Origin of the sequence: Chromobacterium sp. Beijing (genome assembly GCF_021496765.1) — a bacterium.
In the GTDB taxonomy this organism is placed as follows: domain Bacteria; phylum Pseudomonadota; class Gammaproteobacteria; order Burkholderiales; family Chromobacteriaceae; genus Chromobacterium.
In genome coordinates, this window is the sequence record NZ_CP053750.1 from 4,469,598 (window position 1) to 4,483,666 (window position 14,069).

General features: G+C 67.1%; 14 protein-coding genes. 2 read left to right on the forward strand and 12 right to left on the reverse strand.

Annotated elements, in window-relative coordinates; all coding sequences use genetic code 11:
- Positions 1 to 429 precede the first annotated feature (429 nt).
- Positions 430 to 1,113, forward strand: a complete 684-nt coding sequence (locus HQN78_RS20855; protein WP_107800888.1) for a response regulator transcription factor — start codon at positions 430 to 432, stop codon at positions 1,111 to 1,113.
- Between the two features lie 44 nt (positions 1,114 to 1,157).
- Here HQN78_RS20855 and HQN78_RS20860 read toward each other — a convergent pair whose 3' ends face one another.
- The 11 genes from HQN78_RS20860 to HQN78_RS20910 all read right to left on the reverse strand — a co-directional run bounded on the left by HQN78_RS20860 (position 1,158) and on the right by HQN78_RS20910 (position 12,128).
- Positions 1,158 to 2,039 (reverse strand): oxaloacetate decarboxylase, encoded by an 882-nt coding sequence (locus HQN78_RS20860; RefSeq protein ID WP_235085959.1) that lies wholly within the window; start codon positions 2,037 to 2,039, stop codon positions 1,158 to 1,160.
- On the reverse strand, positions 2,036 to 2,539 hold the full coding sequence (locus HQN78_RS20865) for a flavin reductase family protein (RefSeq protein ID WP_107800886.1): 504 nt from the start codon (positions 2,537 to 2,539) through the stop codon (positions 2,036 to 2,038). The genes HQN78_RS20860 and HQN78_RS20865 overlap by 4 nt, the downstream gene beginning before the upstream one ends.
- A gap of 2 nt (positions 2,540 to 2,541) precedes the next feature.
- Positions 2,542 to 2,931 carry a tautomerase family protein gene (locus HQN78_RS20870; protein ID WP_107800885.1) on the reverse strand — a complete coding sequence of 130 codons (390 nt, stop codon included), beginning with the start codon at positions 2,929 to 2,931 and terminating at the stop codon, positions 2,542 to 2,544.
- Positions 2,922 to 3,998, reverse strand: coding sequence for a cell division protein ZapE (gene zapE, locus HQN78_RS20875; protein WP_235085962.1), 1,077 nt, complete (start codon positions 3,996 to 3,998; stop codon positions 2,922 to 2,924). Before zapE ends, HQN78_RS20870 begins: the two co-directional genes overlap by 10 nt.
- Positions 3,991 to 4,623: an FMN-binding negative transcriptional regulator gene (locus tag HQN78_RS20880; RefSeq protein ID WP_235085964.1), complete on the reverse strand. Its 633-nt coding sequence runs from the start codon at positions 4,621 to 4,623 to the stop codon at positions 3,991 to 3,993. Before HQN78_RS20880 ends, zapE begins: the two co-directional genes overlap by 8 nt.
- A complete protein-coding gene (locus HQN78_RS20885; RefSeq protein ID WP_235085967.1) occupies positions 4,620 to 5,921 on the reverse strand; it encodes an FAD-binding oxidoreductase in 1,302 nt (433 codons plus the stop codon). Before HQN78_RS20885 ends, HQN78_RS20880 begins: the two co-directional genes overlap by 4 nt.
- On the reverse strand, positions 5,902 to 7,218 hold the full coding sequence (locus tag HQN78_RS20890; protein ID WP_107800881.1) for a lysine N(6)-hydroxylase/L-ornithine N(5)-oxygenase family protein: 1,317 nt from the start codon (positions 7,216 to 7,218) through the stop codon (positions 5,902 to 5,904). The genes HQN78_RS20885 and HQN78_RS20890 overlap by 20 nt, the downstream gene beginning before the upstream one ends.
- 16 nt (positions 7,219 to 7,234) lie before the next feature.
- Positions 7,235 to 8,608 carry a diaminobutyrate--2-oxoglutarate transaminase family protein gene (locus HQN78_RS20895; RefSeq protein WP_107800880.1) on the reverse strand — a complete coding sequence of 458 codons (1,374 nt, stop codon included), beginning with the start codon at positions 8,606 to 8,608 and terminating at the stop codon, positions 7,235 to 7,237.
- 13 nt (positions 8,609 to 8,621) lie between these two features.
- Positions 8,622 to 9,668 (reverse strand): aromatic ring-hydroxylating dioxygenase subunit alpha, encoded by a 1,047-nt coding sequence (locus HQN78_RS20900; RefSeq protein WP_235085969.1) that lies wholly within the window; start codon positions 9,666 to 9,668, stop codon positions 8,622 to 8,624.
- Between the two features lie 23 nt (positions 9,669 to 9,691).
- Positions 9,692 to 11,218 carry a 4-hydroxyphenylacetate 3-hydroxylase family protein gene (locus tag HQN78_RS20905; protein ID WP_199225936.1) on the reverse strand — a complete coding sequence of 509 codons (1,527 nt, stop codon included), beginning with the start codon at positions 11,216 to 11,218 and terminating at the stop codon, positions 9,692 to 9,694.
- Between the two features lie 160 nt (positions 11,219 to 11,378).
- The gene (locus tag HQN78_RS20910; RefSeq protein WP_048413068.1) at positions 11,379 to 12,128 is read right to left on the reverse strand and encodes a sulfite exporter TauE/SafE family protein; all 750 of its coding nucleotides are present in this window, start codon (positions 12,126 to 12,128) and stop codon (positions 11,379 to 11,381) included.
- 308 nt (positions 12,129 to 12,436) lie between these two features.
- On the opposite strand from HQN78_RS20910, the gene HQN78_RS20915 reads away from it, so the two are divergent.
- Entirely contained in the window at positions 12,437 to 12,778 is a 342-nt protein-coding gene (locus HQN78_RS20915; protein WP_107800876.1) for an FKBP-type peptidyl-prolyl cis-trans isomerase, read from the forward strand.
- Between the two features lie 114 nt (positions 12,779 to 12,892).
- Here HQN78_RS20915 and pyrC read toward each other — a convergent pair whose 3' ends face one another.
- Positions 12,893 to 13,930: a dihydroorotase gene (gene pyrC / locus HQN78_RS20920; RefSeq protein WP_227105456.1), complete on the reverse strand. Its 1,038-nt coding sequence runs from the start codon at positions 13,928 to 13,930 to the stop codon at positions 12,893 to 12,895.
- Positions 13,931 to 14,069 lie beyond the last annotated feature (139 nt).

The window sequence follows — 14,069 nt, forward strand, 5'->3', positions numbered from 1 at the left end:
GTTTTGGCGATGCGGCGTTCTGGAAGGCGGTTAATTGCATGCGGCTTATTTTACCTGGGAAATAAGCGCTTAGCGAATGCCCGGCTTTGAGAATGGTCTTGTTGACGCCGATTTGTCCGGGCATTTAGCATTTTTTATCAATCCGGCGCGCAAGCGCGTTTGCGCGCGCAGAGTATGTTTTTGTATTTTGATCTTTTGAGAAATATTTATTTTGCTTGATTTTATTGCATGATATTGGTGTTCGGCGTCTTATTGTTTTGCCTTGTTTTATCATGGGTCAAAGTTGGCGCTTGAAATATTGCGGCGGATTTTGAAAGAGAGAGGGGCCGGCTGCGTCGCGCTGACGGCGCATGCTATATTGGGACGTGCTTTTCAAAGAGCGGGAGTTTGAATTGATGCTGAAGTGATTTTTATCGCCATGGAGGAGGAATGAAGAAAAGAAAAATCAAAGTGATGTTATTGGACGACCACGAGGTGGTCAGACAGGGCTTGGGCTTTAGATTGTCGCAGGAGGGCGATATCGTCTTGGCGGGCAGCTTCGGCGACAGCCGCTCTTTTCTGGCGGCCTTGAATCATGAGCGGCCGGACGTGCTGGTGCTGGATTACGCGCTGCAGCCTCAGGACATGGACGGTTTGAACCTGATCCGCGCCATCCGCGCGCGTTTTCCCGAGGTGGTGATCCTGATCATGTCCTCTTATTACAACACGGCCACGGTGTCTCTGGCTTTGAGGGCCGGCGCGCGCGGCTTCGTCGGCAAACAGCAGGACCTGGACGAACTGGTGCGGGCGGTCCGGGTGGCGGCGTCAGGGCGCGTGTATCTGACCGCGGAAATGGCGCTGGAATTGGCGCAGGCCCAGCAGGCGGACAGCGTGCCCGCCGACAGTTCCACGCATGCGCCGGACGCGATGGACCGGGTGGTCCGCCTGTCCGCCTTGTCGCCGCGGGAGCTGGAGGTGCTGCGCTGTTTTCTGGAAGGCATGACGGTCAGCGAAATCGCGGACAAGTTCTCCAAGAGCATCAAGACCATCAGCGGCCAGAAACAGGCCGCGATCAAGAAGCTGGGTCTGAAGTCGGACCACGAGCTGTATTTCATCAAGGACGAAATCCAATAGACGGGCGGGCTGGGCGCCCGCCCTTCGTCGCGGCCCGGCCGCGCTCACTCCCGCCCGGCCGCGCCGTAGCGCGCGTCCAGTTCGTCGTAGAGCGGCTTGTTGACCAGGCGCTGACGTTCGGCGAACGGGGCCACCAGTTGCGGGTCTTCTTGCAGAATGCCGTCGCGGGACAGCGCGCCCAGCGCCCGCTGCATGCCGAGCACCGCGCCTTGCAGCGCGGCGTTGGCGTACAGCACCAGACCGTAGCCCAATTCTTTCAGATCGGCGGCGCTGAGCGCCGGGGTCTTGCCGCCGATGACGATATTCATCAGCAAGGGGCGGTCGAACAGCGCCGGCAGCCGGCGGATGTCGTCCAGCTCGCGCACCGCTTCGATGAACAGCACGTCGGCGCCGGCCTCGGCGTAGCGGCCGGCGCGTTCGATGGCGGCGTCTATGCCGTCCACCGCGCAGGCGTCGGTGCGGGCGATGATCAGCAGGTTCTCATCCTGGCGCGCGTCCGCCGCCGCCTGAAGCTTGCCGCACATTTCGGCGGCGCTGATCAGGCTCTGGCCGGCGAAATGGCCGCATTTCTTGGGCAGGACCTGGTCTTCCAGCTGGATGGCGTCGGCGCCGGCGCGTTCCAGCACGCGCACGGTGCGGCGCACGTTGAGCGCGTTGCCGAAGCCGGTGTCGGCGTCGACGATGATGGGGATGGACACCGCGTCGCGGATGGCGGCGGTCTGGTCCGCCACTTCCTTCAGGCCGACGAAGCCCAGGTCGGGCAGACCCAGCTGCATATTGGTCAGTCCGGCGCCGGTCAGATAGAGGGCGCCGAAGCCGAGGTCTTCGACGAGGCGCGCGCTGAGGGCGTTGTAGGCGCCGGGCACCAGCAGGCCGGAGCGGCTTGCTATCAGGCTGCGCAGGACGTGTTTGCTGTTTTGCGTCATGTTTGCGGTTCCAGAGGAGCTAGGGGATGGGTTTGATGGTAGCGGCCGCGCCAGTAGACCAGCGGCTGGCGCGCGGGGTCGTGATGGGTTTCCAGCACCTCGCCGATGAAGATCAGGTGGTCGCCTTCTTCATAATGGCTTTTGCGGCGGCAGGCCAGCCAGGCGGCGGCGCCGTCGATCAGCGGCGCGCCGTGGCGCCGCAGCGTGAACTGGGCGCGCTTGCGCTCGTCGAGATCGGGGCCGGCGAACAGCCGGCACAGGTCCAGTTGTTGCCGGCTCAGCACCTGGATGCCGAAGCGATCGGCGGAGAGAAAGCTGGCGGCGGCGCGCGATTGCCGGCGCAGGCACCACAGGATCAGCGGCGGCTCCAGGGATAGCGCGCTGAAGGCGTTGATGGTCAGCCCCAGCGGGCCGCGCTCGGGGTCCAGGACGGAGGCGACGGCGACGCCGGTGGCGAAGCTGCCCAGGGTTTGGCGCAGGGCCTGCTGGTCTTGGCCCATCGTCAGACGGCGATGGCGTAGCCGAAATCGATTTCGCTGGCGGCCTGGCCGCCGCGCATGCCCCAGTTGTCGGCGGCTTCTTCGCGCAGCAGGATCAGCACCGAGGCGGGCGCGATGTTCAGCAGCGCGGCCAGATCCGCGGCCAGCCTGGCGTAGAGCTTTTTCTTGGTTTCCGGCTTGCGGCCGGCGAAGACGGTGATTTCGATGTGCAGGTAGTCCGGATCGCCGCCCGGCGGCAGCAGGTCTTCCGGCGCGTAGCGCTGGTAGCGCGCTTGCAGCTCTTCGTCGCTGACGCCGAACACGGCGCGCAGCGCGTCGTAGACGCAGTGGACGATGGCTTGGCGCTGGGCCGGCGTGCGCGCGGCGGCGTCTTCGATTCTGACTATTGGCATAGGGGGCTCATTTCGATGGCGGTGGCGGCGGCGAAGGAGGCGGATTGCATTTCGGCGAGCCGGCTCAGCGTGCGGTGGGTGTCCGCCGACAGCGTGATTTCGCGCAACATGGTTTCGATCGGGCGTTCCGAGATCAGCAGCAGGCGCTGGCGGCGGTCGTAGAGCACGTCCACCAGCCAGATGAAGCGGCGCAGGCCGTCCGCCTTGTTCAACTGCGCCTGGACGATGTCGGAGACGACCACGGTGTGCCAGCGTTCCGACATTTCCAGGTAATCCAGATGCGAGCGCGGGCCCAGGCAGAGGGTTTCGAAATCGAACCAGACGCAGTCCGGGCTATGCGCCCGCGCGGGCAGCGGCCGGCCGGACAGGGAGACGGCGGCGGCGGGGCCGACGGTCCGGCCCTGTTCTTGCAGCAGCCGGCGCAGGTGTTGTTCCGTGTCCGCGCCGCAGGGGTGCAGATAGTGTTCGCCGGCGGCGGCTTCGCGGTAGCGGTAGTCGCGCTCGCCGTCCAGGTGCAGCACTTGCATATGGCGCTGGATCAGCGCGATCACCCGCAGCGCGTAACGGTGCAGCTGCGGGTCCGGCAGCAGTTGTTCCGGCGCGTAGTTGGAGGTCAGGATCACCCGCACCCGCTCTTCCAGCAGCACGGTCAGAAAACGCTCCATCAGGATGGCGTCGGCGATGTCGTGCAGATGGAATTCGTCCAGGCAGAACAAACGGCTTTGCGCGGCGACGCGCCGCGCCAGCGCCGGCAGGTAGTTGGCTTGTTCGCCGCCGGCCTGGCCCAGGCCGCGGTGCAGATCACGCAGGAACTGGTGGTAATGGATGCGCTGCGCCGGCTCGGCGGACAAGGCGAACAGGCCGTCCATCAGCATGGTCTTGCCGCGGCCGGGCTCGCCCCACAGATAGGCGCCGGTTTGCGGCGACGGCCGGCGCAGCGGCCAGGCAGGGCCGGGCCGCGCCTGGAGGCGCAGCGCGTCCAGCGCGTCGGCGGCGCGGCGCTGGCCGGGGTCCAGCACGACGCCCTGATCGATGAAGCGCCGGCTCAGGGCGGAGGGTTCAGCCATGCGCCGGCTCCGCGGTTTCGGCGAAGCGCAGCAAGGCGTCCAGCAGCGCGCGCTCGCCGGCTTCGTCGCGGCGCAGCAGATGGTCCAGCGCCGCTTGCTGGTCTTCCGGTTTTTTATCCTGCGACAGTTTGAAGCGGCCTTCCTCGCGCAGCACATGGACGCGCAGGCCGAGGATGTGCGGCGCGTTGGCGATCACCCGGGGATCGGCCGCCTCGTACTGGAACGGCGCTTGCGGCGGCTGCAGCCGCTCGCAGGTGTCGCTCAGCGCGCGGCGGGCGGATTCCAGGTCGTCCAGCACTTCGATTTCGACGTCCATATGCACGGCGACGTAGTTCCAGGTGGGCAGCAGCCGGCTGCGGTAGGCTTCCGGCGGGATATAGCTTTGCGGGCCCATGAACACCAGATGCGCGGGAAAGCGGCCGCGGCCCTGGAATTGGGGGTTGCGGCGGTCGACGTGGCCGAACAGGCTGCGGTCCGCGACGCGGAACAGCGGGATGTGGCTGGCGTGCAGCCGGCCCTGGTGTTCGCTGCTGATCAGCGCCAGCGGGTAGCGGGCGATCATCCGGTCTATCAGCTCGGGGCGGCTACAGCAGTATTTCTGGTAATGGAAGGCGCATGAACTCACTGGAGGGTGTCCTTTTGCGTAGGCGCTTCGGTCTGCGCGAGCCGGGCGCGCCGGCGGCGGTCGTGGGCGATGGCTGTTTCGGCCATCCACTTTAGCAGCGCGCGGCCGCGCAGCGGTCGCGAGTTGAAGGGCAAGAGGGCCGGGCCGGCGCCTATCAGCTGGCGCGCCAGGGTTCGGCCCAGCATGAAGGACAGCGCCAGGCCGCGGCCGTTGCAGCCGGTCCAGGCCAGGACGCCGTCGCCGACGCGGCGCAGGCTGGGCAGGCCGGACGGGGTGAGGCCGACCTGACCGGCCCATAGCCGCGGCGCGGCGTCGAGCTCCAGCCCGAAGACGGCGCGGACGCGCCGGCGCAAGGCGGCGGCGTATTGCTCCGCTTCGGCGTCGGCGCGCAGCGCGAACAGGCCGGTCAGCAATTGGCCTTCCGGCATTTTGCGGAAAAACCACATGTCGCGGCGGTTGTCGGAGAAGGGGATGTCGGCGGGCAGCACCCGCGCCTGTTGTTCCGGGCTCAGTTCGAACTGTCCGAGCGCCAGCGTCAGCGGCACGCTGTGGCGGGCGACTTCGGCGACGCCGTCGCGGCTGTAGGCGTTGCCCGCCATCAGTACGCGGCCGGCGCGCAGGCTGCCGCGCGGGGTGCGGATCACGTGCATGCCGTCGCGCGGGCGGGCTTCCACCAGCTTGGCCGGGCAGCGCTCCAGCAGCACCACGCCGCGCCGGCGGCAGCGTTCGGCCAGGCCGCGCGCCAGCGCCAGCGGGTCGATCTGGCCGCCGTCTTCGAACAGCAGGCCGCCGTGGTAGCCGGCGGCGGCGGTCAGGGCTTGCGCCTGCTCGGCGTCCAGCGCGCGGGCGCGCACGCCTAGCCTGCGCCAGGCCAGGGCGGCGGCCGGCGCGGAGCCGGGGGCAGCGAACAATTGCATCCAGCCTTTGCGCACCGGGCTGGCTTCGGGCAGCGCCAGCAGTTCGGCCGCGGCCTCGCTCAGGCCGGCCAGATAGCCGTCGGCCTGCGGCCCCAGCCAGGCGCGCAGTTCCGGCGGGCCGCAGCGCGCGGGCACCGGCACCACGAAGCCGGAGTTGCGGCCGGTGGCGCCGCCGCCGACGGCGTCGGCCTCCAGCACCACCACCGAGCAGCCGGCCTCGGCGGCGGCCAGCGCCGCCGACAGCCCGGTGAGGCCGGCGCCTATCACCGCCAGTTCGCAACTGACCGGCAGCGCGTCGGCCTTGGCCGCCAGCAGCCGCGGCGCGCGCGCCTGCCAGCCGCTGGCGGCGCTCAGCAAGGCCTCAAGCGCGGGCGCCGTCATGCCGCGATCCTTGTTCCAGCCGCGCCGTCAGCGATTGCACGATGGCCTGCGAGCGCAGCGCCAGCAGGCTGAAGGAGCCGGCGTCGCCCATGCCGTGGGAGGATTCGCACAGGCCGTTCAGGTAGAGCGGCGCGCCGCGGTCGGCCTCGCCCTGCAGGCGCACGCGGTAGTCCAGCGCGATGTCCACGGTGTCGCGCTCGGCGCACAGCTGCGGCGCCAGCGTTTCCAATACGCGCGGCCAGGGTTCGCGCTTGGGGCCGCGCCCCAGGTCCAGGAAGCCGGTGGCCAAGATCACCAGGTCCACGGTTTCGCTGACGATTTCTCCGCCCAGGAAGTGGCGCAGCCGCAGGGTGACGCCGTCGGCGCCGGGTTCGCAGGCCTCGGTGTCCATGCAGGTGAGCAGGGCCAGGCTGTCCTTGTCTTGCAGCCGGTTGGCGTATTGCTTGACGTAGAGCTGGTTGAGCACGTCGATGTCGGCGGCCGAATAATTGGTGAACACCAGTTCCTGGCGCAGCCGGGTCTTGTGTTCCGGGCTGGCGGCGAAGAAGGCGTCGACGAAGGCGGGGAAATACACCTCGTCGGAGAAGGGGCTGGTGTCTTTCTGACGGTAGCCGAAGTTGCGGGTGACGCCGACTACCCGCGTCAGCGCCGGCTCGGCGCTGGCGTGCAGCAGGATTTCCACCGCGCTCTGGCTGCCGCCTATCACCGCCACCCGGCCGCCGCCCTTGGCCTTGAGCCGTTCCAGCGCCGGCAGGTAGTGGTTGAGGTGGACCACGCGCGGGTCCGGCGCGCGCTGGAACGGTTCCGGGATGTTGGGGGTGCGGCCCGGCGCCAGCACCACGCTGAGCGCCAGGTATTCGCGGCCGTCGGCGCAGAGCACGCGGTAATGGCTGAGCGCGCCGTCGCTGTCGCTGACCGGCAGGATGTCGATGACTTCGCGCTGGTATTCCACCAGGTGCTGGAAGCAGCCGGCGGCCCAGCTGACGTATTGCGCGTACTCCAGCCGCAGCGGGTAGTGCAGCGGCAGGTTCAGGTGCTCGTAGAGCCGGTTGTGCTCGTGCAGGAAGTTGGTGAAGGTGTAGCGGCTGCGCGGGTTGCGCGGGGTGACCAGGTCGCGCAGCGGGTGGTTCTGGATGTCCGAGCCTTCCAGCAGCATGCCGGGCTGCCAGGCGGCGGAGGGCCGCCGCTCGAGGAAGCGCACGGACAGCTGCGGCGCCAGTTCTTCCAGCGCGATGGCCAGCGCGATATTGGCGGGGCCGAAGCCGATGCCGATGATGTCGTGTACGGTGTGCGTCATGCTGTCGCTCCAGGGTTCAGAATGCCATTGCGGCCGGGGCGTGCGCGGCGGCCGGGGCGGCGGGCCACAGGCTGGCCAGCGCGGTTTCAAAACGGCGGACGATGTCCTCCGCGTCGTCGGCGCTGATGATCAGCGGCGGCAGCAGCCGCATCACCGCGCCGTGGCGGCCGCCGCTCTCCAGGATCAGGCCGTGTTCCAGACAGGCGCGTTTCAGCGCCTTGGCCAGCAGGCCGTTGGCCGGCGGGTGGCCCAGCGCGTCCGGCGCGCCGTTGGGGTCTATCAGTTCCACGCCCAGCATCAGGCCGCGGCCGCGCACCTCGCCGATGCAGGAGAAGCGCGTTTGCAGCGCCTGCAAGCGCCGACGCAGCAGCTGGCCCACTTCCCGCACCTGCTCCAGCACGCCGGGCCGGCGCAGGTATTCCAGCGTGGCCGCGCCGCTGACCAGGGCGATCTGGTTGCCGCGGAAGGTGCCGGCGTGAGCGCCGGGCGCCCAGCGGTCGTATTTCCGGTGGTAGGCCACCAGGGCCAGCGGGTAGCCGCCGCCCACCGCCTTGGACAGGATGACGGCGTCCGGCACGATGCCGGCCCACTCATGGGCGAACATGTCGCCGCTGCGGCCGAAGCCGGTCTGCACCTCGTCCATCACCAGCGGCACATCGTGGCGCGCGGTGATCTCGCGCAGGCCGCGCAGCCATTCCGCGCTGGCCGGAATGCAGCCGCCTTCGCCCTGGATGGGTTCCACCAGCAGCATGGCCGGCTTGCCTACGCCGCTTTCCGGGTCGGACAGCAGGTTTTCCAGATAGGCCAGCGACAGACGTTCGGTGTCGGCGGCGTCGGCGCCGAAGGGGCTGCGGTAGGCGTAGGGAAACGGCAGGAACTGGATTTCCGCCGGGTAGCCGCTGACCGCCTGTTTCGGCCCCAGATTGCCCATCATGCCCAGCGCGCCCATGGTCATGCCGTGGTAGGCGCCCTGGAAGGCCAGCACCGGACGGCGGCCGGTGGCGGTCTTGAACAATTTGAGCGCGGCTTCCACCGCGTCGGAGCCGGACGGGCCGCAGAACTGCACCTTGGCGTGTTCGGCGAAGGCGGCCGGCAGGGCCTGGTACAGCTGTTCCACGAAGGCGAGCTTGGCCGGGGTGGCGATGTCCAGCGCCTGCTGCAGCTGGCCGGACTGCAGAAAATCGGCCACCCGCTGTTGGACGAAAGGGTGGTTGTGGCCCAGCGGCAGCGCGCCGGCGCAGGCCAGGCAGTCCAGGTATTCGCGGCCCTCGCTGTCGTAGACTCGGGCCAGTTCGCCGCGGCTGATCACGCGGTCTATGCCGCGCGCGTAGGTGCGGGCGTTGGATTCGCGCTCGGCCAGTTGCAGGCGGCGGGGTTCAAAGGCGTCCATCGTTTGCTCCCTGTCAGTTCAGCAAGGCCGCGGCGCGCGGCTCGGCGTGGTCCTGCGCGTCGGCGCGCTGACCCAGTTCCTTGATCCAGCGCCGGTATTCGATGCCCAAGCGGTCGCTGCGCACATGCATTTCCTGCTGGAGGTCCAGCGGCAGCCGCGCCGGGCGCTGCGATTCCACGATCAGCCGGTCCTGCTCGAACACCATGTCCTGGCGATAGAGGATTTTTTCCTCGCTCAAGTCGGCGCCGAAGTTGATGGCGACGATCAGCCAGATCACGCACTCGGCCTCGTCCACCGGGGTGGCGTTGAGGAAGGTGCAGAAGCGCTCGGTGTCGCCGGTCTTCTTGACGAAGTAGGCGGTGGTGGGGTTGAACACCGAGTAGGTGTAGCGTGCGGTGACCGGGATGCCGCGGTGGTCGCCATAGGGCTGGAACACCGAAATTTCCGAGGTGCGCAGCCCGTGTTCGTCCTTGAACACCTGGTAGTCCGGCAAGGGCTCCGGCGCATCCGGGTCGCCGTTGAGATTGGCGTGGACGAAGGGGAAGTGCGAGGCGTCGAGAAAGTTTTCCACCGAGCGCAAGGCGTTGCCCATATAGCGATAGGGGCCGGCGAAGACCTTGCGGAAGCTGTCGTCCTCCCATTCCGGGAACACCGGCAGCGGCCGCTGCGGCGCGTCCAGGCTGGCCCAGATCAGGCCGTAGCGTTCGGCCGCGTGGTGGCGGAAGATCAGCCGCGCCGACGAGGGCGTGGCCTGGTCCGGGTGGGCGGGCACCCGCGTGCACTGGCCTCCGGCGTCAAAGCGCCAGCCGTGGTACGGGCATTCGATCTCGCCCTTTTTGACGCAGCCCAGCGACAGCTTGGCGCCGCGGTGGCCGCAATAATCTTTCCAGGCGTGGATCTGGCCGGCGCCGTCGCGCCACAGCACCAGTTCCTCGCCCAGCAGCCGCACCGCCTTGGGGCGTTCTGCGCTGACTTCGTCGGCGCGCGCCACCACGTGCCATTGGTTTTTCAAGGCCTGGTAGTCCAGACCGGCGCGGTCCCATTTGCCTGCGTACAGCATGCTTGCCTCCTTTCCGGTCCGGTTCACGCGCGGTCGCGGCAAGCGCCGTCGAACTGCCAGCCCGGACGCGCCCAGCCGTCCGGCGTGTAGTCGGCCATGCAGTCGTCCACCAGCGCGCGGCATTGCTCCAGCACGCCGCTGCTCTCGCAGTGGCGCAGCATGTCCAGCCGCACCTGCTCGTTGTTGCCGGCGTAGTTGTGCTCGTACAGTTCGTGGCGTCCGCCGAACTCGCTGCCCAGCGCGTCCCACAGCAGCTTGATCAGCTTGAGCCGGTCCACCGCCTCTTGATCGGTGCCCTGGAAGTAGCAGCCGATCAGGTCCTTGAGTTCCGGATTGGCCAGGTCCAGCCAGCTGGACACCTGCATGATGGGCGAGCCGCCGAGTATGGTGTTGAACACCGGTTTGAGCTGGGACATCATCTGGGTGCCGAAATAGCGCACCGTGGCGGCGGCTTCCAGCCGCGGCACCACCGAGCCGTCGCGGCGCGGTTCCGGGTTGTGACACAGCGATTCGGTCAGCGACCACATCAGATTGCGCAGCGCCACGATGTCGGCCAGCCGGGCGCGCACGCCGCGGAAGCCGTCGCTGCCGTTGGATTCCAGCACCTTGGCCAGCAGGCCGCAGATGAAATCCATCTTCACCGCCAGCCGGGTGCCGGATTGCAGCGGATAGCGGTTGAGGAAGCCGGAGGCGGAATAGAAGCTGCGCGCGCGCTCGATGTCGCGGTAGATCAGCACGTTTTCCCAGGGCACGAACACGCCGTCGAAGATCAGCACCGAGTCGTTTTCGTCGAAGCGGCTGGACAGCGGGTTGTCGAAGGGGCTGAGCGCCGCGGCCTCGTAAGAGCGGCGGCAGATGATCTTGAGATTGGGCGCGTTCATCGGCAGGATGAAGCACAGCGCGAAGTCCTCCTCGCCGCCGGCCTGGTATTGGGCGGCGCTGTTCTGGGCGACGAAGGTGGCGTTGGAGATGGCCGCGCTGGTGGCCACCATCTTGGCGCCGCGCACGATGATGCCGGCGTCGGTTTCCCTCTCCACGTGCAGGTAAAGATCGCGCATCTCCGAGGCGGCGCGGGCGCGGCCCGCCGGCGGGTTCACCAGCACGTGGTTGAGGAACAGCACTTTGCGCGCGCTCTGGCGATACCAGTTCAGCGCGTTGTCGTGGAAGGGCGCGTACAGATGGGGGTCGGATTTCAGCGTGGCGGTGAAGCCGGCCTTGTAGTCCGGGGTGCGGCCCATGAAGCCGTAAGTCAGCCGCGACCAGTGGGCGATGGCGTCGCGGGCCTTGAGCAAGTCCTCACAGGAGCGGCTGGGCATGAAATAGCGGTGGGTGCGATAGCCTTCCGGATCGATGTCGGTCATCAGCTCCTGGCTGTCCGGATGGTGCAGCGCCTCGTACAGCCGCGACATCGAGTAAGCGCTGTTGCGGAAAGCCGGGTGCCGGCTGACGTCCGCCACCTTCTGGCCGTAGATGTAGACTTCACGGCCATCGTTGAGACTGGCCAGGTACTCCTCCGGCGTCATCATTTCGTTCAATGCAGCATGATTCACTTGGCACTCCTCATCGTCATTTAAGAGCAGCAAACACATTCCCGGACTGCGGGCGACACGACGCCCTCCCGTCAGGGATGAGAGAATCGACGCCATGGGCGCGGCCGCGCGTGGTCGCGGCCGGCGGATGGCTACGGCGGGTATTGAGTAGTGGGGCCGCTCAGTGGCTGAAGTAACGGCCCAGCAGGACGATGCCGGAAAACAGGACGACGGTATTGATCACCCGGATGAATTGTTCGCGGGTCAGCCGCAGGGTGATGTGTCGGCCGGCGAACACCCCGCACAACATGGCCGGCGCCAGGATCAGCGCCAGCAGCAGCAGGGAGGCGTCCATATAAACGCCGGCCAGCGCGAATAGCACCACCCGGGTCAGGGTGCTCAGGCCGATCAGCGTGGTCTGGGTGATGCGCAGATGTTCTTTCTGCTCGATGCGGCCGGACAGATAAATGGCGTAGATGAAGCCGCCGCTGCCGAACAGCGCGCTGAACACGCCGCCCACCAGGCCGAAGGGCACCGCCGCGCGGGGCTGGAATTGCCGCTTGGGGCTGAGGCCGCTGAGCGAATACAGCGAGTAGGCCACCACGAACACGCCCAAGGCCAGCAGCAGCGCGTCAGGCCGGGTTTTCAGCAGGATGGCGGCGCCGATCAGGCTGCCGGCCACCATCAGCGGGATCAGCCGCTTCAGTTCGCCCAGGTCCGCCTTGCTGCCGTCGCGCAGGATGTTGCTGAAGGCGGCGAACATATCCATCAGCGCCAGCAGCGGCACGATCTTGGCCACCGGGATGAAAATGGCCAGCACCGGGCTGGCGACCAGGGCGGTGCCGAAACCGGCCACGCCGAAAATCACGTACGCAATGGTGACCGCCGCAAAGATGGCGCTCAGGTCCTGCCATGGCAAATCCAGCAACATAGGGGTTCTCCTGGCCTGCCTGCCACGCTTGGAATACTTTCCAGGGCGTTGGCCTGACGGCTCCTGCTATTTCTCCGACGGCTATTTTGTATGGGATCAGCCGTTCTCAAGTGTTTGCATCCTACTGATTTGTCATGATGTATGTCAAATGGGAAAGTTTGTCCTTGTAGTATTTGAATTGCATTTAATGATTAATATATTTGTAGAAAAAGTTTTACGCGCGACTACCGCGCCGGCCGGCGAGCCGGGCTCGCCGCGGCGGGACGAGTCCGCTATCATCCGCGGCAGATTGAAGACGAGGAAGCCATATGAGCGATGAACTGCACATCACCGATCTGGTGGAGGGCACGGGCAAGGAGGTGGTCAAGGGCGCCTTGATCACCACGCAGTACACCGGCTGGCTGGAGGACGGCACCGAGTTCGATTCGTCCTACGCGAAGGGACGGCCGTTCCAGTGCGTGATCGGCACCGGCCGCGTGATCAAGGGCTGGGATCAGGGCTTGATGGGCATGAAGGCGGGCGGCAAGCGCCGGCTGTACGTGCCGGCGCATCTGGCCTACGGCGAGCGCCAGATCGGCGCCCGCATCCAGCCCAATTCCAATCTCTTGTTCGAGATCGAGCTGCTGGAAGTGCTGACCCGCGACGATTGAGGCGGCGCGGCGGACAACAGACCGGCGCTGGGGCCGGGTGTTGTTCGCCATTGCTCTTTAAGAGTCTGTTTTCAACGCCGTATCGCTGACGCGCAGCAGATCGTAAACAGCTTCTTAGTCCAGCAGCTTCCAGGCAATGCTCTCGCCGGCGCGCAGCGGCACCAGCGCGTCGCCGTCGTAGGGCAGCGTGTCCGGCACGGTCCACGCCTGCTTGGCCAGGGTCACGCGCTCCTCGTTGACCGGCAGGCGGTAGAAGGCCGGGCCGTTGAGGCTGGCGAAGGCTTCCAGCTGGTCCAGCGCGCCGGCGGCCTCGAAGGCCTCCGCGTACAGCTCGATGGCGGCGTTGGCGGTGTACATGCCGGCGCAGCCGCAGCTGCTCTCCTTGGCGTGGCGCGCGTGCGGCGCGCTGTCGGTGCCGAGGAAGAACTTGGCGGAGCCGCTGGTGGCGGCCTTGAGCAGCGCCTGGCGGTGCAGCTCGCGCTTGAGCACGGGCAGGCAGTAATGATGCGGGCGGATGCCGCCGACGAACAGCGCGTTGCGGTTCATCAGCAGGTGGTGGGCGGTGATGGTGGCGGCGACGTTGTCCGGCGCGGCGGCCACGTATTCGGCGGCGTCGCGGGTGGTGATGTGCTCGAACACCACGCGCAGCGCGGGCAGCTTGGCCAGCAGCGGTTGGAACACTTGCTCGATGAACACCGCTTCGCGGTCGAACACGTCGATGGCCGGATCAGTGACTTCGCCGTGCACCAGCAGCGGCAGCCCGGCCTCGGCCATGGCCTCCAGCGCCGGCATGGCTTTGTTGACGTCGGACACGCCGAAATCGGAATTGGTGGTGGCGCCGGCCGGGTAGAGCTTGACCGCGTGGACGAAACCGCTGGCCTTGGCCTTGCGGATTTCCGCCGGCGAGGTGTTGTCGGTCAGGTAGAGCGTCATCAGCGGCTCGAAGCGGCTGCCGGCCGGGCGCGCGGCCAGGATGCGCTCTCGGTAGGCGGCGGCGGCGTCCACGGTGGTCACCGGCGGCTTGAGATTGGGCATGATGATGGCGCGGCCCATCTGGCGACAGGTGTCGGGCAATACGGCGGCCAGCGCCGCGCCGTCGCGCACGTGCAGATGCCAGTCATCGGGGCGGATCAGGGTCAGGGTTTGCGTCATGGTCTTGCCTGCGGGTAGCGGTGAAAAAGGCGGCGGCCAAAAAGAACCTGTTTACAAGCGGCTGCGCGTCGGCGATACGGCGTTGAAAGTCTCTTCAGAATGCTCATGTACGCTATGTGCATTCCGCTTCTTCAGCCGC